This is a genomic window from Agarivorans sp. QJM3NY_30, assembly GCF_050870855.2.
GTDB lineage: Bacteria > Pseudomonadota > Gammaproteobacteria > Enterobacterales > Celerinatantimonadaceae > Agarivorans.
Map to the genome: position 1 here is coordinate 2,296,901 of NZ_CP194038.2, position 19,294 is coordinate 2,316,194.

Sequence of the window (19,294 nt, forward strand, 5' to 3'; positions counted from 1 at the left end):
AAAATCAAGCGTATAACTCTACGCGATTACGAGACTTTCAGATGTTATCAGTTTGTTTTTAGCTGGTCGAGTGCTTAATTATTCACCCAATAAACCAAAGAATTAAAAAAGTTATTGACCTATGCTGAGTCTCGAGCAATTTTAAAAAGAACACACTGTCTGCTACTCTCCGTACAAAGATAATTGACGGACTTAATCGGTAATAAGAAGAATATGAGTAAATCACTGGTCATCGTGGAATCACCAGCCAAAGCAAAAACGATTAATAAATACTTAGGCCGCCAATACGTGGTGAAGTCGAGTGTCGGCCACATTCGTGATTTGCCCAGTAGCGGCAGTAACACCAATAAAAAGAAGGCGGCACCGATTTCTACCAAAGGCTTAAGCGCAGAAGAAAAAGCCAAATTAAAGCAAGCAAAAGACAAAAAGGCTTTAGTGTCTAGGATGGGCGTTGACCCGGAGAAAGATTGGCAAGCTAATTACCAAATTCTTCCTGGCAAAGAAAAAGTTGTTAATGAGCTTAAAACCCTCGCCGAAAATGCCGACACCATCTATCTCGCGACCGATTTAGACCGCGAAGGAGAGGCGATTGCTTGGCACTTAAAAGAAATTATTGGGGGTGACGACAGCCGCTTTAAGCGAGTTGTATTTAACGAAATCACCAAGTCTGCGATTCAAGATGCCTTCTCTCAGCCCAGTGAACTGAATATGGATCGAGTGAATGCCCAACAAGCCCGCCGTTTTCTTGACCGAGTGGTTGGTTATATGGTTTCTCCATTGTTGTGGAAAAAGATTGCTCGTGGCTTATCGGCGGGTCGAGTGCAGTCAGTCGCGGTTCGGCTTGTGGTGGAGAAGGAGCGTGAAATTAAAGCTTTTGTCCCAGAAGAGTATTGGGACATTCATGCTGACTTAGCCACCCAACAAGCGAAAAACTTTCGTCTTGAAGTTGTCAAAGAAAATGGCCAGCCCTTTAAGCCGGTTACTCAACAACAAGCCTCTACGGCAGTAAGTAGTTTAAAAACAGCGGCTTATAAAGTTGCTAAGCGTGAAGATAAACCGACTCGTTCTAAGCCAAAAGCTCCCTACATAACCTCGACCTTGCAGCAGGCAGCGAGTACTCGCCTTGGATTTGGTGTGAAAAGAACGATGATGTTGGCTCAGCGGCTCTATGAAGCGGGTTACATCACCTATATGCGTACTGACTCAACAAACTTGAGCAACGACGCTGTGGAGGCTGGTAGGGCCTATATCGTCGATAATTACGGGGCAGATTATCTTCCTGAAAATCCTTTGCGTTATTCTAGCAAGCAAGGAGCCCAGGAAGCACACGAAGCGATTAGACCTTCGGATGTGAACGTCTTAGGGAACCATATCGATGGTGTGGATGCTGATGCGAAGAAACTTTACGATCTTATATGGCGTCAATTTGTCGCTTGTCAGATGACCGATGCGCAATATGACGCAACCACTGTGACAGTGAGTGCGGGTCAGTTTGAGTTGCGAGCGAAGGGTAAAATATTACGTTTTGACGGTTGGACGCGAGTACAACCGGTAGGCAAAGCTAAAAAAGATGAAGACGGTGTATTACCAGCGGTTAGCCAAGGTGATGTATTAAACTTGGTTGAGCTTGATTCTAAGCAGCACTTTACTAAACCACCGGCTCGTTTTAACGAAGCTTCCTTAGTCCGTGAGTTGGAAAAACGTGGTATTGGACGGCCCTCAACTTATGCATCGATTATTTCCACAATTCAAGATCGGGGCTACGTGCGTACCGAAAGTCGTCGTTTTTATGCGGAGAAAATGGGCGAAATTGTTTCTGAACGGCTATGTGAAAGCTTTGAAAATCTGATGAGCTACGACTTTACCGCTGAAATGGAAGAGCGCTTGGATGAAGTTGCGGATGGTAGCTTTGAATGGAAGCAGGTTCTCAATGAATTTTATAAGAACTTTAAAGGCCAATTAAGCAAGGCTGATGATGATGAGCATGGGATGCGTAGCAATACCCCCGTCATCACTGACATTAGTTGTCCTGATTGTGGACGTCCCATGGGGATCCGTACTGCCAGTACCGGGGTCTTTTTAGGATGCTCTGGTTATGCGCTCCCTCCCAAAGAGCGCTGTAAATGCACCATTAATCTTATCCCCGGAGAAGAAGCGGTCGCGGCGAATGTAGAAGAGCAAGAAACAGAAGCTCTGCGTGCGAAAGAACGTTGTCCAATTTGTGCGACCGCGATGGATAGTTACCTCATCGATGAAACTCGTAAGTTGCATGTCTGTGGTAATAATCCAGATTGTGACGGGTACGTGGTTGAGCAAGGTAGCTTTAAAATCAAAGGTTACGATGGGCCGATTGTTGAGTGTGAGAAATGCGGCAATGATATGCAGTTACGCACCGGCCGTTTTGGTAAGTATATGGCTTGTACCGGTGAAGATTGTAGTAATACTCGTAAGATATTAAAAAGTGGCGAGGTTGCACCTCCACGCGAAGATCCGGTGCATTTGCCTGAGTTACCTTGTGTGAATAGCGATGCCTATTTTGTATTGCGTGACGGGGCTTCAGGGATATTTATGGCGGCGAGTAACTTTCCACGCTCGCGTGAAACTCGAGCGCCGTTGGTTGAAGAGTTGAAACGCTTTAAAGATCGTTTACCCGAGAAGTTTTACTATTTGGCCGATGGCCCAACGGAAGATCCCGATGGGGTCAAAACTTTGGTGCGTTATAGTCGTAAAACCAAAGAGCAATATTTAAGTTCTGAGGTGGAAGGTAAACCAACTGGTTGGCGGGCCTATTTTACCGATAATAAATGGGTGATTGAAGATAAACGTAAGAAGCCAAAAGCGGCGAAGGCGGATTAAATAAAAAAGGAAGCGAGAGCTTCCTTTTTTAATGTTTATTATTGCTGTTTTCGCTCAGAATAACTGCTTATTTCATCGTAATTGTTGTTGTGCTAGCTTCTTATCCATAGTGGCTTTTAGTAATTTGTAGAGCAGGATCGAAGCATCAATTTCTTCTTTGCGGTTGGTGAGACTCTCGATATTTAAACCCAAGGGGATCCCTAAGGGCAAGCAGGTTTCTAAGATCTGCACCAGATTGTTGTAGCAAATTAAAATTGATTCGTTTAGCGGTTTTTCTGCATTGAGAATACGTAAACTAGTGGCTTCTGGAACCGAAATCCCTAACCATTCAATAAACTCGAGGGTTTTAGCACTACCGCAAGGTGAAAAGGTGAGTATGATCCGCTGTGGCTGCTGCTGGTTTTCACGACATTGATGGGCATAGCGGCTTAACATATCGATGGTTGCTTGAGCGTTATACACTGCTTGTGAGACAAAATAGCGGCAGCCTTGTTCCATTTTGTGCAGTAACCTTAGGTGTTCATCCCCTTTCTTCGCATGACGCTCTGCAATGGTCACGCCGCCTAGGTAAAACTCTGGGGCTTGGTTGGCTAAAGCTTGATAAGCGTCCGCTAAGCTCAGCTTTATTTCCGAATTAGCTGCCGGGCTACCTACTAATACTAAGTCACGAATTCCATATTGGTGCCAGGCCTGTTTTAGCCAGTTTACAAACTCAGTTTCATTTCGTTGTGAGACACTCTTATAAGTGATTACCGAACGTTGGCTTTTTTGCATTAATAATTGTGCATATAGCCTTGGGTCATGGGTTTGCATGTAAGGAAAGGGTCTAGGCTTATCAATTCGACTACTCTCATCTTGAATGTCATAAACAATCAAACCGTCATAATCCAGTTCATCAAGACGAGATAATAATTTGTCTGCAATCGCGCTGACTTTTTCTATATCGGTGTTTTTTTTGGGCGGCGTCGTACCAATAAAGTAGACGCCATGGGAGCTATCACTAGAAATTTGTTGCAGTGTTTTGCGCATGATATGTAAAGCTTATAGGAATAATTGAGTTCATTTTCGCATAGCGAAAGCTAAAAATCCCCAGTTGCGAAAGAGATCGCGTTAAAAATCCGCCCAAACTACCATTTTTTCTTGGGCTGGAATAAGACGTCAAGCTCGTCCGTTTCTTTTTCGGCTAAGTCTTGTACTTGTTGTTGACTGGCCGATTTGAGCTTCTCACTCATTTCCGAATTCATCCGTTTCATGTCGGTGAGCTTTTGTTCTAAGTAGGCGTCGCGATCAGAAATGTTACTCAGTGCGGAAATACTTTTGTTGAGTAATTGGCGAGCGCTGCCCCATTGGCGTAGTGCTTGAGCTTCAATGGCGCGTTTTAAGGCGTTCTCGATATTAATTTTTAGTTGCATTAACTCTAATCGGCGATCTTCTAAGACGAATACTTGAGTATTTAAACGGCCCTTGGCGTGTTCTGAGCGAACAACTGCACGAATTTTTTTAACAATTTGAAGCATTTGTAAAGCATCTTTATCGGTATCTGGGGCTCGGAAGGCACTATCGCTAACCTCGCCACCTGAACCTTTGATTTGGCTTAATTGCCCTTTGGTGGCGCGAATACGATTGTTCAAGCCCTTGACTGTTGGATCGGTAGTACGGATATGGTTTAAGGCTTGTAAAATACGAGAGTGTAGGGTTTCCACCAATTCTTTACTGTAGGGAAGAATGGAAGAATGTAATAATAATTCTTCGGTTTCATTGATGATCGCTTTTTGCTTCGCAATGGCTAAGCGACGTTCTGTTTCTTGTTTTTGTTTAAACTGCTGCACCATGTTATAGCCGATGACTAAAAATAGTAGGGTGCCGACGCCGAGCAATATTAAGGTAAATACCATAATTTAACCGAAAAAATATCCTAAATGTTTGTTCTACGGGAGATATAAGCTAAAACGGCTGCCTTCAAGTAAGCCTCCATTATTTAGTTCAATTCTACCTTCTTTACCTGAATTTATGTGTGCTTTAGCGATCAATTTCGCAAAAAACAAACCTAAGCCACTACGATTATTTAAAAAGTCTAAACTTGGTGCTAATTCAGCGTGGGCCAAATCGATAATCTCTTGGGGAAATCCATCGCCGTCATCATCAATTTGAATACATAAGTAGCTATCGGCTTGTTTCGCTGAAATTTTAATTTGTTTTTTAGAGTAGCGTAGTGCGTTTACTACAATATCATTAAGTAGGTAATCTACCAATACGCCGTCGAGATACCAACTTAAACCTTCTTCTACTTCGATTTGCACGCTCATATTAGCCTGCTCGATAAAGGTTTGGTTTTTGTAATAAATGTCATTGAGTAGATCTTCGATATAACACTCCTCAATGGTCATTGGCATTTGTTCTTTTTCGAAGCGATATAAAGCCAACAACTGCATCAAACTACCATTTAAACGCGATACTTCATAATGAAGTCGCGATAGCTCTTCACTATCTTCGCGACCCAACTGTTTGGAACGAAGAGCGATCGCTTCGGTGGATTGGGTTAACATACACAATGAATTTTTCATATCGTGCACGGCAGTGGCTAACACGGTCGAAAAATCTAGCTGGTTGTGTAGCGGCATCGTCGCTCCTTTTTTATGCTGTCAATACAAGTGTAACTGAAACCAAGCCGCATCCCAAAATGAATCCATATGAGGGAGAGATTGTCTATTTAAGCTGGGTCTCTTCATTAAACGTTTTACTCTGGATGTATTAGTTCTGAACAGTTTGTGGCTAAATAATTTCGAAAGTTTGGTTTCATGGATGATTGTCATCTTGCTGTCATCACCGTTGGTTAAGTGTAATTCACAAGCCTTCGTGATAGAGATAAAGATGCTAAATCGAGTTCTTTTTCCAGAGATGGAGCAACTACAAGCGTTGTTGGCTCAACATCAACGTATGCTACGGGTGGAGACGATTAGCTCGATAACGTACCAAGGTATTAATTATCCAGTACAGGCGATTCGTTTAGGGAGCGAAAATAAACGCGACCCTGCGATTTGTTTTGTGGCTGGGGTACATGGTGTGGAGCGTATTGGCAGCCAAGTGGTGTTGTCTTTTATGCATAATTTGTTCACTCGCTTGGCTTGGGATCAGCAGTTGCAAAATTTGCTGTCACATATGCAATTGTTATTTATTCCCATCGTAAATCCAGTGGGGATGTTATTACAGCGGCGAGCCAACGCAGAGGGCGTGGACTTAATGCGAAACTCTCCGGCAGTCGCCGAGTGTGGCGCCACTTGGATGGTTGGTGGGCAACGTTTAAGTGCTCGCCTGCCTTGGTATCGTGGTGCTGTTAATCAACCGATGCAGCAAGAGGCTGCGGCCTTGTGTCAATTTGTTCAGCAGCACTTATATGGACGGCCTTTTAGCTTAGTGCTCGATTGCCATAGTGGTTTTGGTCATGCGGATAGGATCTGGTTTCCCTATGCAAAATCAGCTGCTGAGCCTATCGATGATATTGCTTGGGTTTATCGCCTAAGGGAAATTTTTTTTGCCAGTTACCCACATCAGAATTACTTGTTTGAGCCGCAGACCAAACATTATCGGTGTCACGGTGATCTCTGGGATTATTGCTATCAGCAATCTTTATCAAGGCCCGGCATATTTCTTCCTCTTACTTTAGAAATGGGATCTTGGCGATGGCTCAAGAAAAACCCTTTGCAGGTTTTTAGTGGTTTAGGTTTGTATCATCCAATGAAGCCGCATCGGGTGCAAAGAGTCATGCGGCGACACTTGGTACTGATGGAGTTTTTAATTAATGTGAGTTATTCATGGCAAAGCTTCGATCAGGTCGACGGCTTGGCGTCGGCGAAACATGCAGCGAGGAAACTGTGGTACTAGTATCATCAAACCATCTTGTAAGTCGGTCGGGTAGGGTTATATTATTGCTACGAGGCTTGATCAGAGAACGTCGTCACTGGGGGGATTTTGCGGAACAATTGCAAGCCCAGTTTCCAAACCGGACGGTGTTGAGTTTTAATCTTCCGGGGAATGGTGATTTAGTCCACTTGCGCAGCCCTCGCTCTATTACGGCGATGCGTCAAAGTTTGCGTATACAGTTACGTTTAAGCTCGCTCAATAACGACAAGATTGATATTGTCGCCATCTCTTTAGGTGGGATGGTTGCCGTTGACTGGCAAGCCCATTTCCCTGAAGAAATAAATTCAATAACTTTGATTAACTCTAGCAACGCCAGCTTTTCTCCTTTTTATCAACGTTTGCGTTGGCAAAGCTTGGGCAAGATTTTGTCGATACTTTTCACGGTTAATCGCTTCCAGCGTCAGCTCAAAATTTTACAGTTAACCAGTTGTGCCCCTATGCAACATTTAGGTGTATTAGCGCGTTGGTTGAGTTGGTCAGAGCAGTATCCGGTGACTTGGCAAAATAGTTTGCGGCAGCTTTGGGCAGCCGCTCGGTTTCGTTGTACCGATAAACCTAAAGTGGCTACTTTGCTCCTCAGTAGTCGCCAAGATAAGCTGGTTGATTGCCGTTGTAGTGAGGTATTGGCGACTCATTGGCAATGTGAGCATAAGCAGCATCCAAGTGCTGGTCATGATTTACCGCTAGATGACGCGGAGTGGACGGTGAATCAATTGAGCTCTTGGTTAAGTTTGGTTGACCCAAGCTAGCGGCTCAACTAGCTTGTACTAAGATGTCTTGTGAATATCAACGCCTAAGGAATGATGATGTTGAAATGGATGATTGCTTTTTTGTTGTGTAGTCCTTTTGGTTTCGCGAATCAGCTATCGCTAAAGGTAATCGAAGGTGCTTATCCTTTATTAAGTTTGACAATTGATCAGGCTCAGTCAATTAAGCTCTCCGCAGATGGTCGCTATAAGATCACCTTACCAACTAGTTCAAGTTGTTTGTCTGATACGTTTCAGCAGTTAAGCGGTCGTTTAGTGGCAGTGCAATTGACCCTAGATCAAATCATTACTCAGCAGTTGCAACAGCTTAGTCAAACTCAGAACTGGCTTGAGTTGTCTTATATGGTTGATTTTCCAAGCTCAGAGCTCGCTTGTTCGACAGCTGAGCTACAGATGATATTTCCGCCATTAACGACTTTTGCTTCGGCCTGGGGAAAATTTGAAGTCAATCAGGGCCGCGGCAGTCAAGCGCTCAGTTTTTTTGTGTTGCATAAATTTGCCAATGATTATCGCTGGCAAGCTGTGTTACCCGAACCCCAGCGAGCACAGCAGTTTTGGCTTGATTATTATGCTCAAATGTCTCGAGACGAGCATAAATAGGCCCTTTTATTAAGGGCTTCATCTAACTGTCATATTGTAGACCGAGAGCTGTGGTTCAATAAGGCGAACCATTTTATCGGGATTTACTGTTTGGACTCTTCACTTGCACTTGAAACGAACTTTAAGCTTAAAAAACTAAAGCGTTATCAGTATGAACGTTATGCGGTGCTTTGCCGTCTGGCTTATCCTTCGGCGCTAGGTAAGATGCAAGATCAGTTGGATAATTATCGTTACCAAGAGATATTTGACCGTTGGGGACGCTCAACCACGCGGGTATTGTGGAAACCCGATAAGAGTGAAGTGATTGTGGTATTTCGTGGTTCTACCAATCTATTAGATTGGCTGGTTAATTTGGCTTTTATCCCCAGACGTTATCAGTTTGAGCATGTTTACTACCATGTGCATTGGGGCTATTTACAGTTATTGGAGCAAATGAGTTGTGATCCAAACCGAGGGAAACAGAAGTGCAGTGTCTACCAGCGTCTGGAGTCAGTATTATTGCCACTGATGACACAAGGGAAAAAAATCACTTTGACGGGACATTCCTCTGGCGGTGCAATGGCGGTTTTAGTCGCCGATCGCTTAGAGCGTAAATATCCCAAAAAAGTGAAGCGGGTGGTAACTTTCGGTCAGCCAGCCACCGGACTGTGGAATTTTAAGCGTCACTATAAACTTCATCGTAAAACCTATCGAATCTGTTGTGACTTAGATATTGTGACTTTCTTACCTCCTTTGCCTTTTGTTTACTGGCATGTCGGGAGGATGCTGTGGTTACATGATGAGAAAATATATGAGAATACGCCCACTTGGTATCGAATGTCGAAGTCGCTAATTAGCTGGATGCTGTTGCCTTTTACTTATCATTACATGCGTAAATATATTCGAAATAAAGATTATTTTGACGAGCATTAACTGCAAAAAAGTATTCCATCAGTTCGCATAAGCGCGCGCTGACTTCAGTTGTGCTTTGTTAATCGTGAGGGTCTCGGTTCGAGGCCAGCGGCCACAGAGTATCGTCAGTTCTTGTTCATTTTCTTTATAATAAACGTAACGTTGCCCCTTACCTAAGCTACAACAAATCGCTTGGTCACCTAGATAGCTGATGCTAATAAAGCCCTTCTCAGAATGAATATTTGGACACCAGTCTTTACTATTGCCACCGTGAGTATTGGGTTGTCGTGCACGCAATACCTCGAGTACATCGATGGTATTCACGGGATGAGTAGAAAACCAATTGAGGTATTCTTTAAGGCTAAGCTGCTTTCCATAAAATTCGGCAAGGGTAACTTTTTGCATTTCCAATATCAGTAGGATAATAGCGAGTATTACGATGATGAAAGGAAATAGTATTCTGTAGAGCAATGTTTGAAGCATGTTTCTGCCATTAATTTCAATAATTGCTGACGATTTTAACAAAAACGTGATGTAAGTCTAATATTTGTTACTTTTTGCGTCTGCCTCTCACTTATACCCGAGTGAACTAGCTTATGGATATTCGGAATTTGTTACGGCCTTTGATTGGTTTAAGCTTAGCTTGCTTAAATGAGGAGCCAATATGTTACAGACTCTGTTGTGGATACTTATCCCTTTATTTTTATTACTATCGGTCTTTAGTGGCGAGTTGATGCGTTTGATTTTTGAATCTTTGGCTTTCCTTAGCTTACTGTTGATTTTGGCTAGCAAGCTTAAAGCTAAGGATGAAAAAGCCAGTCATGAAAGCTGAACATCGTCGATGTTAATAATAAGCGAGGATAATCAGTAATGATGCGCTAGCAATGCTAAACCATAGGCTAAGGCCTAATAGTAAGGGTTTCATCCCAGCCGCTTGAATATTTTTTGTGGTAAGCCCATAACCAATGAAAAACAGACAAACCCCGAGTAGTTGTTTCGATACCTTAAATAAACCTTGATAAAGTGACTCAAATATTGGCACATAGTTACTGACCAACATTGCTAAGATATAAAACAAAATGAAGTAAGGTACCGAAAGCTTACCGTCTTTTTCTTTAAATAATACCGCGCTAATTAAGGCCACTGGAATGATCCATAGAGCTCTTGCCAGCTTGACGGTGGTAGCAACGTTTAAGGCTTGGTCTCCATAACTTGCGGCAGCGCCGACTACAGAAGACGTATCATGAATGGCAATCGCCGCCCAGTAACCAAATTGGACTTGGCTGAGGTGAAGTAAGTGTCCTAGCAGTGGAAAGATAAATAAAGCACAAGCGTTGAGAATAAATACGGTGGCTAAGGCTAAGGAAATCTGCTTGCTGTTGGCCTTTATCGCGGGAGAAACCGCGGCAATTGCGCTACCGCCACAAATCGCGGTACCCACAGAAATGAGATAAGCCGTTTTTCGCTCTACTTTTAGCAACTTTGCGACCACAAAACCTAAACATAAGGTAAAGGCGATAGAGCCAACAATTAAACCAAAGCCTGCTTGGGTATATTCAATGGCTTGCTCGATAGAAATGCCAAAGCCAAGGCCAACTACGGAAATGGCTAACAAACGCTTGGTGACTATGCCGATATTTATGTTGTTTGGCGTCAAGCCTAAACTGGCTAAACATGCACCAATAATCAGCGCTCCCGGCCCATTTACCCAAGGGGTTAATACTGATAAAGCAACCGCAATACATAGATAATCATTAGTCGATAAAAGTTTTAATTTGTTCAGCATAACGTGCCCCTAACTGTGAAGTTTTATTATAGAGCACTGATGGTTTAGTTAAATGGCTAATTAAGACCTGAAAAAAAGCAATAATTGACCATTAATAATTGATTTAATAGAAGTTAATTTGTCGTTATCAATATTATTGATTAAAGTAATCAATAATATTCCTAGATCAATATAGCTGTTTTTATCTCAATTCTTCTTCGATATGTGGTTGTAGTAACTCGGTGACTCGCCGTCCTTCTTGAATCGCTTCTTCGGCGCGGTGGAAATCCATCACACTAATACTACCTAATTTAGGGTTTAACAAAATATCAGGTGGATCGCCGGCCATACGGGCCCGGGTAAGGCGCTCTTGCATAATATTAATTGAGGTCGACATAACGCCGATCATTCCCGGTGACCGATCATCATTATTCTGTTTGATGCTTGCCAGCATTGATGTTAAAAATTCTTTACCTCCGCCCAATAAGCGTAAGAAGGGTTGGTCGGGTTCACTAGTGCTATCTTTAAGCTCATCGTCGAAGTTATTGAGGTGAGACTTGTCACTATTTAGGTTGACAGCAATCACCACATCGGCGCCCATGGCTCTGCATAGCGAAACAGGAACGGGATTGACTAAAGCGCCATCCACCAACCATTGATTATTCAGCTGGTAAGGAGCCATTAAGCCTGGCATGGCACAGGAAGAGCGGACCGCATCGCGGACTCGGCCTTGCTGCAGCCACACTTCTTTCCCCGATCCCAACTCTGTTGCGATAGCACCAAAGGGAATACTTAATTGCTCAATATTGCTACGTCCAATATATTGCTCGGCGGCGTTAAACACTTTTTCACCAGTTAATAGCCCCCCTTTATAGAACGAAAAGTCCATAAGGTTGAATACTTGCCAACTAGATAATCCTAGCGCCCAGTTGGTTAATTGGTCGACACGTTGGCACGCATAAGCCGCGCCAACAAGGGCTCCAATGGAGCAGCCTGCGACTAGGTGGGGACGGATCCCCATCTCACGTAATGCCAAAATTACGCCTAAGTGAGCCCATCCTCTGGCGGCTCCACTGCCAAGTGCTAAGCCGATCACTCTGTCTTTTCGTTTGGCCATGGACTACCTCCTCGGGGGTGATGCACATATTAATGACGCGAAACAAGTCGTTTTCACCGTTTTATATTGAGTTAATTGTGCCAATATATGAGGTGATTTGTGTAGCTATTCAGTAAACTATTCTATAGCTGATGAATAGGAAAAAGTAATGAATTCAAAAAATAAAGTCGGTCGACCGAAAGGTGAGAGTCAAGCCCGGCAACGGTTATTAGAGGTGGCAACAGCGTTATTTATTGAGTTGGACTATGACCGAGTGTCGTTGAGGATGATTGGTAAGCAGGCGCAATTAGATCCTGCCTTAATTGCTTACTATTTCGGATCTAAGGCCGGTCTATTTGGCGAAATGCTAAGCTCGGTATCCAGTCCGGTGTTTGCTACTTTACAGCAGGTTACGGCGCAGCTAGGCAGCCGCAGCTTAAATGACTTAATGCGTATTTATTATCAAACGATGGCCGATAATCCTCATTTTCCGAAGCTAATCTTTCAGTTGGCAAGTATGCCCGGCAACCATGAAAGTCTCGAGCAATTGAATTTAATTTTGCAAAATCTTGGCCGTTTGTTGGGGAAGGGCCTATTTCAACGTTTAGCGGCAGAGGGCTCTTTCGCGGAAGGGGTTGATGCTGAATTAGCTCAGTTGAGCTTTATGAGTTTAATGGTCTTTCCGTTTTTGATCCCGGAGCGTTTATTGCAGGCCAATCACATTAGTCTGCCAAAAGATAAATTATTGAAACTGGCAGAACATAACATTGCTTTGTTGGCTCGTGGACTGTTTAAAAATTAATAGATACCTGAGTCGCTATCGTGGTTAAGTTCTGTGCTACTTTGATTTTAAGCCGCTATTTATGAATCGTTTTGCGCAAAATCCGCTTCGAATACGGAGAAAGACTGGATAAATATCCAGTCTTTGAGTTAAGCTAGCTTCAATTTATCAGCGTAGTGTGCCAGCTTTATGATTGACTTACTCAGGTGAGTTAGCTGGTATTGTATTTAGACGGAGTCATCTTAGTGATAGCCACTATCAAAGGTATTTTAGAAGAAAAAGTACCGCCTTTTGTGTTAGTCGACGTAGCTGGCGTGGGTTACGAGATCCAGTTACCCATGAATTGCTTCTATCAATTGCCCGAATTGGGCGAGCCAGTGCGTTTACTGACCCATTTTATTGTTCGTGAAGATGCTCAGTTGCTTTATGGTTTTCATGATAAATCTTCGCGCGCCTTGTTTCGCGAGTTGATTAAGGTGAATGGAATAGGTCCAAAAGTGGCGCTGGCCATCTTGTCAGGACTCAGCTGTGAACAATTTGTCTATGCGGTAAAACATGAAGATTTATCCAGCTTGGTAAAAGTTCCTGGGATCGGCAAAAAGACGGCTGAACGGCTATTGGTCGAGATGAAAGATCGTTTGAAAAACTGGCATGCAGAACCACCAGCTACGCCATTAAGCGATGGTATTACAGCCAATGGCGATCTACCGCTGAGTCCTGCTACCGATCCCAAAGAAGAAGCCGTTGCAGCCTTAGAATCGCTGGGTTATAAAGGCGTTCAAGCTGAAAAACTCGTGAAGCTAGTATGGCAGTCGGGTATGAGCAGTGAACAGTTGATCCGTGAAGCCCTTAAGGCTGCATTATAATTTAAGGTTCAAAAGATGATAGAAGCAGATCGTTTGGTAGCAGCCTTGCCCGTTGCAGAAGAAGAAACCGTCGATCGGGCTATTCGGCCAAAACGCTTAGGTGATTATACCGGCCAACAGGCGGTTGTTGAGCAATTGGAAATCTTTATTGAAGCCACGCGCCGCCGTGAAGATGCCTTGGATCATTTATTGATTTTTGGCCCGCCAGGTTTGGGCAAAACGACGCTTGCGAATATTGTGGCGAACGAACTTGAAGTGAATATTAAAACCACTTCCGGCCCAGTGCTTGAAAAAGCGGGAGACTTAGCGGCACTGTTAACTAATTTAGAACCTGGCGATGTGTTATTTATCGACGAGATTCATCGTTTAAGTGCAGTTGTTGAAGAGATCCTTTATCCGGCAATGGAAGATTATCAGTTGGATATTATGATTGGTGAGGGGCCAGCCGCGCGTTCTATCAAACTTGATTTGCCGCCGTTCACCTTAATTGGTGCAACCACTCGAGCGGGAATGTTAACCTCACCACTTAGAGATCGTTTTGGGATTGTGCAACGCTTAGAGTTTTATAAAACTGATGATTTGGCTGATATTGTGAAGCGCAGCGCTCATTATTTGAATTTAACCTTGGATGAAGCGGGTGCTTGGGAAGTGGCTCGTCGCTCACGTGGTACGCCGCGGATCGCGAATCGCCTGTTACGTCGGGTTAGAGATTTTGCCGATGTAAAATTTGATGGCAAAGTCACTCAAGAAATCGCAGCACAAGCTTTGGATTTGCTTAGTGTCGATAGTGCTGGCTTTGATTATATGGATACCAAATTGTTGCTTGCCATTACTGATACTTTTGGCGGTGGCCCTGTTGGCTTAGATAACTTAGCCGCAGCTATCGGTGAAGATAAAGAAACCATTGAAGATGTACTTGAACCTTTCTTAATTCAACAGGGTTATCTGCAACGTACTCCTCGCGGACGGATCGCCAGCGACCGTGCCTATTTGCACCTTGGTTTAGATTTACCTAAACGTTAGAAATGCTGTCGTTTATCGGCGACAGGCAAGTCAATAAAACGGCTTAATGTGTTCATTTTTAAGCCGTTGGCCGAAATTTGTATCGCAATTGTTCAAATTAAATGGTTTGAGTCTTAACCTTAAGCACTTGCCTGTGTATAGTATTTTCTAATTGAAATACTTAGGTAGGTGTAATGTCGGTTTTAAGGGTTCGAGTGTATTACGAAGATACTGATGCGGGTGGGGTTGTTTATCACGCAAATCATATTAAGTATTTCGAACGAGGTCGTACCGAATGGTTGCGAGAATTAGGTTACGAACAAGACCGTTTGATGGCGCAAGATCTATGTTTTGTGGTTCGAGCGCTGCAAATTGACTACAAACTACCAGCTCGTTTTAATCAAGTACTCACGGTTGAAACTCGTATTGAAAATATGAAACGAGCCAGCATGGTGTTTGAGCAAACGATTAAAAATGCTGACCAACAAGTTATTGCCCATGGAATGGTTACCGTTGCTTGCGTCACATTGTCGTCAATGAAGGCCACGGCCATTCCCGATCAATTAAAAGAGGATTTACTCGGTGCATTCTGATATGTCATTTATTGGCTTGTTTTGGCAGGCGAGCTTACTGGTTAAATTTGTCATGCTGCTGCTATTGAGCATGTCGGTTTATTCTTGGGCGATGATTATTAATCGTAATAAAATCTTGAAGTCGGCAAAAACTGCCAGTGATAGTTTCGAAAAGAAATTTTGGTCTGGCATTGACCTCAATAAGCTCTATCAAGAAAGTAATGCTAGAGCCGAGCATCTGCAAGGTATGGAACAGATATTTCATTCTGGTTTTAGAGAGTATGTTCGTCTACATAAATCAGGAAATCGAAGTCCCGATGCGGTGATGGATGGTACTTATCGGAGCATGCGAGTCTCCTTGTCCCGCGAAGTCGAGGCTTTAGAGAATCAGTTGCCGATGTTGGCAACGATTGGTTCTATTAGCCCCTATATTGGCTTATTTGGTACGGTGTGGGGGATTATGAATGCTTTTATCGCTCTGGGAGAAGTTCAGCAAGCCAGTTTAAATATGGTTGCTCCCGGGATTGCCGAAGCACTGATTGCAACTGCGATGGGATTGTTTGCGGCGATCCCTGCTGTGATCGCTTTTAACCGTTTTTCTACGGGCGTTGGTAAGTTAGAACATAATTACGCCAACTTTATGGAAGAGTTTTCAAGTATTCTGCATCGCCAAACCCACAGTGGTACAAATTAGGAGGCGTCGTGAATTATTACCAACGCCCCAAGCGCCGCTTGGTTGCTGAAATCAACGTGGTACCTTATATCGATGTGATGTTGGTGCTATTGATTATTTTTATGGTGACAGCGCCTTTGATTACCCAAGGGGTCAAAGTTGATTTGCCACAAGCGAGTGCCGAGGCTTTGCCAGAAGATAGTAAACCGCCGCTAGTGGCGACGGTCACTGAAAGTGGGCAATATTACTTAGATACGGGGAATGACTCTCAATCAGCTACTGAAGTTTTGTCGGGCGATGATCTGCAAGCCTTGGTAATGGCGCATTTACAGCTTGACCCTAAAATACCAGTAGTGGTTCGCGGGGATAAGAACGTTCGTTATGAGCAAATCATCAATTTAATGGTACTGCTGCAAAATGCAGGTGTACCATCGGTTGGCCTTATGACCCAACCTGAAAACAACTAAATTAGGATTAGCATTGAAATCGCCATTTAGCCTGTCGGTTGTTATTTCCATTTTACTGCATGCTTTGTTGTTTATTGCGTTAGTGTGGTCAGTTGATTTTGAGCGCGTTAAGCTCGAAGCAACGCCCAGCGCTCCGATTATTAAGGCTACCGCGATTGATGCGAAACAGATAAGCCAGCAAGTTGAACGTTTAAAGCAACAGCAAAAGGCCGTAACAGACAAAGAGAAACAGCGAGTTGCTCAAGCAGAGAAACAAGCGGAATTGGCCCGTAAGAAACGTTTGTCCGAAGAAAAACGGATTAAGCAGTTGGAATTAGAAAAGCGCCAACATGAACAAGCCAAGAAAAAAGCTGATGAGCAGGCGCGTCGTGCTCAAGAAAAACAAAAGTTAGAACAACAGCGAGCCAAGCAAGCTGAAGCCGAACGGGTCAAACAGGAACAACAGCGCAAGTTGGCGGAGGCGGCAGCAGCCAAAGCAGAGGCGGAGCGGGTTCGTAAGGTTGAGCAACAGCAGAAAGCTGAAGCCGCAGCTGCAGCCGCAGAAGCAGAGCGAACTCGTAAGCTTGAACAGCAACGGCAAGCCGAAATAGCAGCCCAAAAAGCTGAACAGGCAGCGCGCAAAGCTGAGTTGGCTCGTAAGCAAAAAGAGAAGGAAGCTAAATTGGCTGCAGAGAAAGCCGCGAAGGCCGAGGCTGAGCGTCAACGTAAAGCCGAAATCGCTCGTCAAGAAGCTGAATTTGAAAAGCAATTACAAACAGAGATGGCGGCCGAAACGAATGTACGACGTCAACGACAAGTATTAAGTGAAGTGGATAAATACAAAGCCATGATTATGTCGACAATTCAACGAAACTGGCTCACCGATCCAAGTATGTCTGGCAAGCAATGTCGTATTGACATTCACTTAGCCACCAATGGTTTTGTGACAAAAACCAGCGAAGGGCGTGGAGATAAAGCGGTGTGTGAGTCGGCTCGTCGAGCGATAAAAAAGGCAATGACTTTACCGGTTTCTAAAGACCCGGATGTTTTTGCCAAACTTAAAACCATTACTTTAACTTTAAAACCGGAACAGCTGTGATGATTAAAAAACTGTTAACGGGCGTTTGCCTATGGTTTGTCTTTTCAAATCTAGCTCAAGCTAACCTAGAAATTGTCATTACCGAAGGGGTCGACAGTGCCCGTCCGGTAGGCGTGGTCCCTTTTGTTTGGCAAGGACACGGCGAAGCACCTTTGAACTTAGCGAAGGTTGTTGCCGATGATTTACGCCGCAGCGGTAAGTTTAATCCTGTGGCGATTAGCCAGATGCCGCAAACTCCGCAATCAGTGGAACAGATTGACTATCAAGCGTGGGCAGCGCTTGGCGTAGAAGCGGTATTGACCGGTAAAATAGAAGCCTTGGCTGATGGCACTTATAAGGTTAATTATGCCTTAGTCGATGTACTGCGTGGGCAGGTGAGTGCCGGCAATAAGCAACAACTTAAAGACGGTCAATTAGTCACCAGCCAGGATCATGTGCTGCTCGATCGATATAAAAGCGTAGGGAAAGCTCAGTTACGACAGATGGCCCATTTAATTTCCGATGGTGTTTATAAATCTTTGACTGGTGAAAGAGGGGCATTTTTAACCCGAATTGCTTATGTAGTTGTGAATGCCGATGCTAACTATCCATATCAACTTCGTATTGCAGATTATGACGGTTATAACGAAAAGACTTTACTTCGCTCACAAGAGCCACTGATGTCTCCGGCGTGGTCTCCTGATGGTGAAAAGCTTGCTTATGTTAGTTTTGAAAATCGCAGTGCAGAAATCTATATTCAGGATATTTATACCTCGCAACGCACTAAGTTGAGTGCTTTTAGTGGCATTAATGGTGCGCCCGATTGGTCGCCAGATGGACGTCAAATTGCATTGGTATTATCCAAGGATGGCCAGCCAGATATCTATGTGATGGATGTCGCCACTAAGCAACTTAAACGGATCACTAAAAGTCGTCGGATTGATACCGAACCTAGCTGGTTACCATCTGGACATGAATTGCTGTTTTCTTCCGAGCGTGGTGGTAAACCGCAAATCTATCGAGCTAATTTGAATACAAATAAAATTAGTCGGGTGACCTGGGAAGGCGAAATGAACTTAGGTGGGGCGGTGACACCCGATGGCTCCGCGTTGGTAATGGTGAGCCGTGTAAATGGCCAATATCGCATTAGCCGACAAGATTTTGATACCGGTTATGTACAAGTATTAACCCGTACTCAATTAGATGAATCGCCAACCATTGCACCGAACGGCAGTATGATTATGTACAGTACCGTGGCCAATGGTCGCCAAGTATTGGCTTTGGTTTCTATGGATGGAAGATTTAAAGCGACGCTACCAGCAAAAGAGGGCAGTGTTCGCGCACCAGCTTGGTCGCCATTTTTAAACTAAATAACTAAATCTGATCATAAGGGATCCATAATGCAATTTGAAAAGTTAGCTAAAACTCTATTTTTAGGTGTGGTACTCACTGGCTTAGCCGCTTGTAGTTCTACCCGTAGTAGCGATAGTGATTTAAATGAACAAGGCAAGGCTGGCGGAGATTCCTCAATGGAAATCACTGGCACCGAAGCAGCTGGCGGCGTAGAAATGGGTTCAGTTGACCCAGTACTTAGTGCCGACGAGCAAGAGCGTCTCAAGGCTGCTGAGTTACGTCAGAGTCAAATCGTTTACTTTGAGTTTGACCGAACCGATATTCGAGAAGAGTTTGCCGAAATATTAGAAGCGCACGCTAGCTATCTGCGTGATAATCCTTCGGTAACGGTGTTAATTGAAGGCCATACCGATGAAAAAGGGACGCCTGAATATAATATTGCTTTGGGTGAGCGTCGTGGTAAAGCGGTCTCGAAGTATTTACAAAGCTTAGGTGTCTTAGCCTCGCAAATTTCTATTGTTAGTTATGGTGAAGAGAAAACCGTTGATAATTCACACACCGAAGTAGCGATGGCTAAAAATCGCCGCGCGGTGTTAGTTTATTAATAAACTTACAAGTGTAGAGTGA

21 protein-coding genes are annotated in these 19,294 nt (G+C 43.9%); 15 read left to right on the forward strand and 6 right to left on the reverse strand.

Annotation, left to right across the window (positions count from 1 at the left end; all coding sequences use genetic code 11):
• The first annotated feature begins 213 nt into the window (after positions 1–213).
• Positions 214–2,856: a type I DNA topoisomerase gene (topA, locus tag ACRRSX_RS10545; protein WP_432453253.1), complete on the forward strand. Its 2,643-nt coding sequence runs from the start codon at positions 214–216 to the stop codon at positions 2,854–2,856.
• Between the two features lie 72 nt (positions 2,857–2,928).
• On the opposite strand, the gene ACRRSX_RS10550 is transcribed toward topA, so the two are convergent.
• The 3 genes from ACRRSX_RS10550 to ACRRSX_RS10560 form a co-directional block, all read right to left on the reverse strand.
• Positions 2,929–3,885, reverse strand: a complete 957-nt coding sequence (locus ACRRSX_RS10550) for a methylenetetrahydrofolate reductase (RefSeq protein ID WP_432453252.1) — start codon at positions 3,883–3,885, stop codon at positions 2,929–2,931.
• Between the two features lie 98 nt (positions 3,886–3,983).
• Positions 3,984–4,751: a DNA repair protein gene (locus ACRRSX_RS10555; protein ID WP_432453251.1), complete on the reverse strand. Its 768-nt coding sequence runs from the start codon at positions 4,749–4,751 to the stop codon at positions 3,984–3,986.
• A gap of 33 nt (positions 4,752–4,784) precedes the next feature.
• Positions 4,785–5,477 (reverse strand): sensor histidine kinase, encoded by a 693-nt coding sequence (locus tag ACRRSX_RS10560; RefSeq protein ID WP_432453250.1) that lies wholly within the window; start codon positions 5,475–5,477, stop codon positions 4,785–4,787.
• A 250-nt stretch (positions 5,478–5,727) separates the two neighbouring features.
• Here ACRRSX_RS10560 and ACRRSX_RS10565 point away from each other — a divergent pair, with 250 nt between their 5' ends.
• From ACRRSX_RS10565 to ACRRSX_RS10580, 4 genes are all read left to right on the forward strand, one after another.
• Entirely contained in the window at positions 5,728–6,738 is a 1,011-nt protein-coding gene (locus ACRRSX_RS10565; RefSeq protein WP_432453249.1) for a DUF2817 domain-containing protein, read from the forward strand.
• 44 nt (positions 6,739–6,782) lie between these two features.
• Complete coding sequence (locus ACRRSX_RS10570; protein ID WP_432453248.1) at positions 6,783–7,526, forward strand: alpha/beta fold hydrolase; 744 nt, start codon at positions 6,783–6,785, stop codon at positions 7,524–7,526.
• A 57-nt stretch (positions 7,527–7,583) separates the two neighbouring features.
• On the forward strand, positions 7,584–8,144 hold the full coding sequence (locus ACRRSX_RS10575; RefSeq protein ID WP_432463263.1) for a hypothetical protein: 561 nt from the start codon (positions 7,584–7,586) through the stop codon (positions 8,142–8,144).
• A 90-nt stretch (positions 8,145–8,234) separates the two neighbouring features.
• Complete coding sequence (locus ACRRSX_RS10580) at positions 8,235–9,056, forward strand: lipase family protein (protein ID WP_432453246.1); 822 nt, start codon at positions 8,235–8,237, stop codon at positions 9,054–9,056.
• An 18-nt stretch (positions 9,057–9,074) separates the two neighbouring features.
• Here ACRRSX_RS10580 and ACRRSX_RS10585 read toward each other — a convergent pair whose 3' ends face one another.
• Entirely contained in the window at positions 9,075–9,518 is a 444-nt protein-coding gene (locus tag ACRRSX_RS10585; protein ID WP_432453245.1) for a hypothetical protein, read from the reverse strand.
• A 181-nt stretch (positions 9,519–9,699) separates the two neighbouring features.
• Between ACRRSX_RS10585 and ACRRSX_RS10590 the strand changes: the two genes are divergently transcribed.
• On the forward strand, positions 9,700–9,867 hold the full coding sequence (locus tag ACRRSX_RS10590; protein ID WP_432453244.1) for a hypothetical protein: 168 nt from the start codon (positions 9,700–9,702) through the stop codon (positions 9,865–9,867).
• A 12-nt stretch (positions 9,868–9,879) separates the two neighbouring features.
• Here the strand turns inward: ACRRSX_RS10590 and ACRRSX_RS10595 are convergent, their stop codons facing one another.
• Together ACRRSX_RS10595 and rssA are read right to left on the reverse strand one after the other, a co-directional pair.
• Entirely contained in the window at positions 9,880–10,821 is a 942-nt protein-coding gene (locus ACRRSX_RS10595) for a YeiH family protein (protein WP_432453243.1), read from the reverse strand.
• Positions 10,822–11,002: 181 nt separating this feature from the next.
• A complete protein-coding gene (rssA, locus tag ACRRSX_RS10600; protein WP_432453242.1) occupies positions 11,003–11,917 on the reverse strand; it encodes a patatin-like phospholipase RssA in 915 nt (304 codons plus the stop codon).
• Between the two features lie 148 nt (positions 11,918–12,065).
• On the opposite strand from rssA, the gene ACRRSX_RS10605 reads away from it, so the two are divergent.
• The 9 genes from ACRRSX_RS10605 (at position 12,066) to pal (ending at position 19,272) form a co-directional block, all read left to right on the forward strand.
• Positions 12,066–12,698 carry a TetR/AcrR family transcriptional regulator gene (locus tag ACRRSX_RS10605; RefSeq protein WP_432453241.1) on the forward strand — a complete coding sequence of 211 codons (633 nt, stop codon included), beginning with the start codon at positions 12,066–12,068 and terminating at the stop codon, positions 12,696–12,698.
• 224 nt (positions 12,699–12,922) lie between these two features.
• Complete coding sequence (ruvA, locus tag ACRRSX_RS10610) at positions 12,923–13,543, forward strand: Holliday junction branch migration protein RuvA (RefSeq protein WP_432453240.1); 621 nt, start codon at positions 12,923–12,925, stop codon at positions 13,541–13,543.
• Positions 13,544–13,558: 15 nt separating this feature from the next.
• The gene (gene ruvB, locus ACRRSX_RS10615) at positions 13,559–14,566 is read left to right on the forward strand and encodes a Holliday junction branch migration DNA helicase RuvB (protein WP_432453239.1); all 1,008 of its coding nucleotides are present in this window, start codon (positions 13,559–13,561) and stop codon (positions 14,564–14,566) included.
• 173 nt (positions 14,567–14,739) lie between these two features.
• Positions 14,740–15,138 carry a tol-pal system-associated acyl-CoA thioesterase gene (gene ybgC / locus ACRRSX_RS10620; protein ID WP_432453238.1) on the forward strand — a complete coding sequence of 133 codons (399 nt, stop codon included), beginning with the start codon at positions 14,740–14,742 and terminating at the stop codon, positions 15,136–15,138.
• Entirely contained in the window at positions 15,128–15,811 is a 684-nt protein-coding gene (tolQ, locus tag ACRRSX_RS10625) for a protein TolQ (RefSeq protein WP_432453237.1), read from the forward strand. The genes ybgC and tolQ overlap by 11 nt, the downstream gene beginning before the upstream one ends.
• Positions 15,812–15,819: 8 nt before the next feature.
• Entirely contained in the window at positions 15,820–16,257 is a 438-nt protein-coding gene (tolR, locus tag ACRRSX_RS10630; protein WP_432453236.1) for a protein TolR, read from the forward strand.
• A 13-nt stretch (positions 16,258–16,270) separates the two neighbouring features.
• Positions 16,271–17,335, forward strand: a complete 1,065-nt coding sequence (gene tolA / locus ACRRSX_RS10635) for a cell envelope integrity protein TolA (protein WP_432453235.1) — start codon at positions 16,271–16,273, stop codon at positions 17,333–17,335.
• Positions 17,335–18,684, forward strand: coding sequence for a Tol-Pal system beta propeller repeat protein TolB (gene tolB / locus ACRRSX_RS10640; RefSeq protein ID WP_432453234.1), 1,350 nt, complete (start codon positions 17,335–17,337; stop codon positions 18,682–18,684). Before tolA ends, tolB begins: the two co-directional genes overlap by 1 nt.
• A 30-nt stretch (positions 18,685–18,714) precedes the next feature.
• Positions 18,715–19,272: a peptidoglycan-associated lipoprotein Pal gene (pal, locus tag ACRRSX_RS10645; RefSeq protein ID WP_432453233.1), complete on the forward strand. Its 558-nt coding sequence runs from the start codon at positions 18,715–18,717 to the stop codon at positions 19,270–19,272.
• The last annotated feature ends 22 nt before the right edge of the window (positions 19,273–19,294 follow it).

Bases quoted from the DNA above. Each gene is read 5' to 3' on its own strand.
- ACRRSX_RS10590 (WP_432453244.1), top strand. From the start codon at position 9,700: ATGTTACAGACTCTGTTGTGGATACTTATCCCTTTATTTTTATTACTA.
- ACRRSX_RS10550 (WP_432453252.1), bottom strand. From the start codon at position 3,885: ATGCGCAAAACACTGCAACAAATTTCTAGTGATAGCTCCCATGGCGTC.
- topA (WP_432453253.1), top strand. From the start codon at position 214: ATGAGTAAATCACTGGTCATCGTGGAATCACCAGCCAAAGCAAAAACG.
- ybgC (WP_432453238.1), top strand. From the start codon at position 14,740: ATGTCGGTTTTAAGGGTTCGAGTGTATTACGAAGATACTGATGCGGGT.
- tolB (WP_432453234.1), top strand. From the start codon at position 17,335: ATGATTAAAAAACTGTTAACGGGCGTTTGCCTATGGTTTGTCTTTTCA.
- ACRRSX_RS10595 (WP_432453243.1), bottom strand. From the start codon at position 10,821: ATGCTGAACAAATTAAAACTTTTATCGACTAATGATTATCTATGTATT.
- ruvB (WP_432453239.1), top strand. From the start codon at position 13,559: ATGATAGAAGCAGATCGTTTGGTAGCAGCCTTGCCCGTTGCAGAAGAA.
- ACRRSX_RS10565 (WP_432453249.1), top strand. From the start codon at position 5,728: ATGCTAAATCGAGTTCTTTTTCCAGAGATGGAGCAACTACAAGCGTTG.
- ACRRSX_RS10575 (WP_432463263.1), top strand. From the start codon at position 7,584: ATGTTGAAATGGATGATTGCTTTTTTGTTGTGTAGTCCTTTTGGTTTC.
- ACRRSX_RS10560 (WP_432453250.1), bottom strand. From the start codon at position 5,477: ATGCCGCTACACAACCAGCTAGATTTTTCGACCGTGTTAGCCACTGCC.
- ACRRSX_RS10585 (WP_432453245.1), bottom strand. From the start codon at position 9,518: ATGCTTCAAACATTGCTCTACAGAATACTATTTCCTTTCATCATCGTA.
- ACRRSX_RS10555 (WP_432453251.1), bottom strand. From the start codon at position 4,751: ATGGTATTTACCTTAATATTGCTCGGCGTCGGCACCCTACTATTTTTA.
- rssA (WP_432453242.1), bottom strand. From the start codon at position 11,917: ATGGCCAAACGAAAAGACAGAGTGATCGGCTTAGCACTTGGCAGTGGA.
- ACRRSX_RS10605 (WP_432453241.1), top strand. From the start codon at position 12,066: ATGAATTCAAAAAATAAAGTCGGTCGACCGAAAGGTGAGAGTCAAGCC.
- pal (WP_432453233.1), top strand. From the start codon at position 18,715: ATGCAATTTGAAAAGTTAGCTAAAACTCTATTTTTAGGTGTGGTACTC.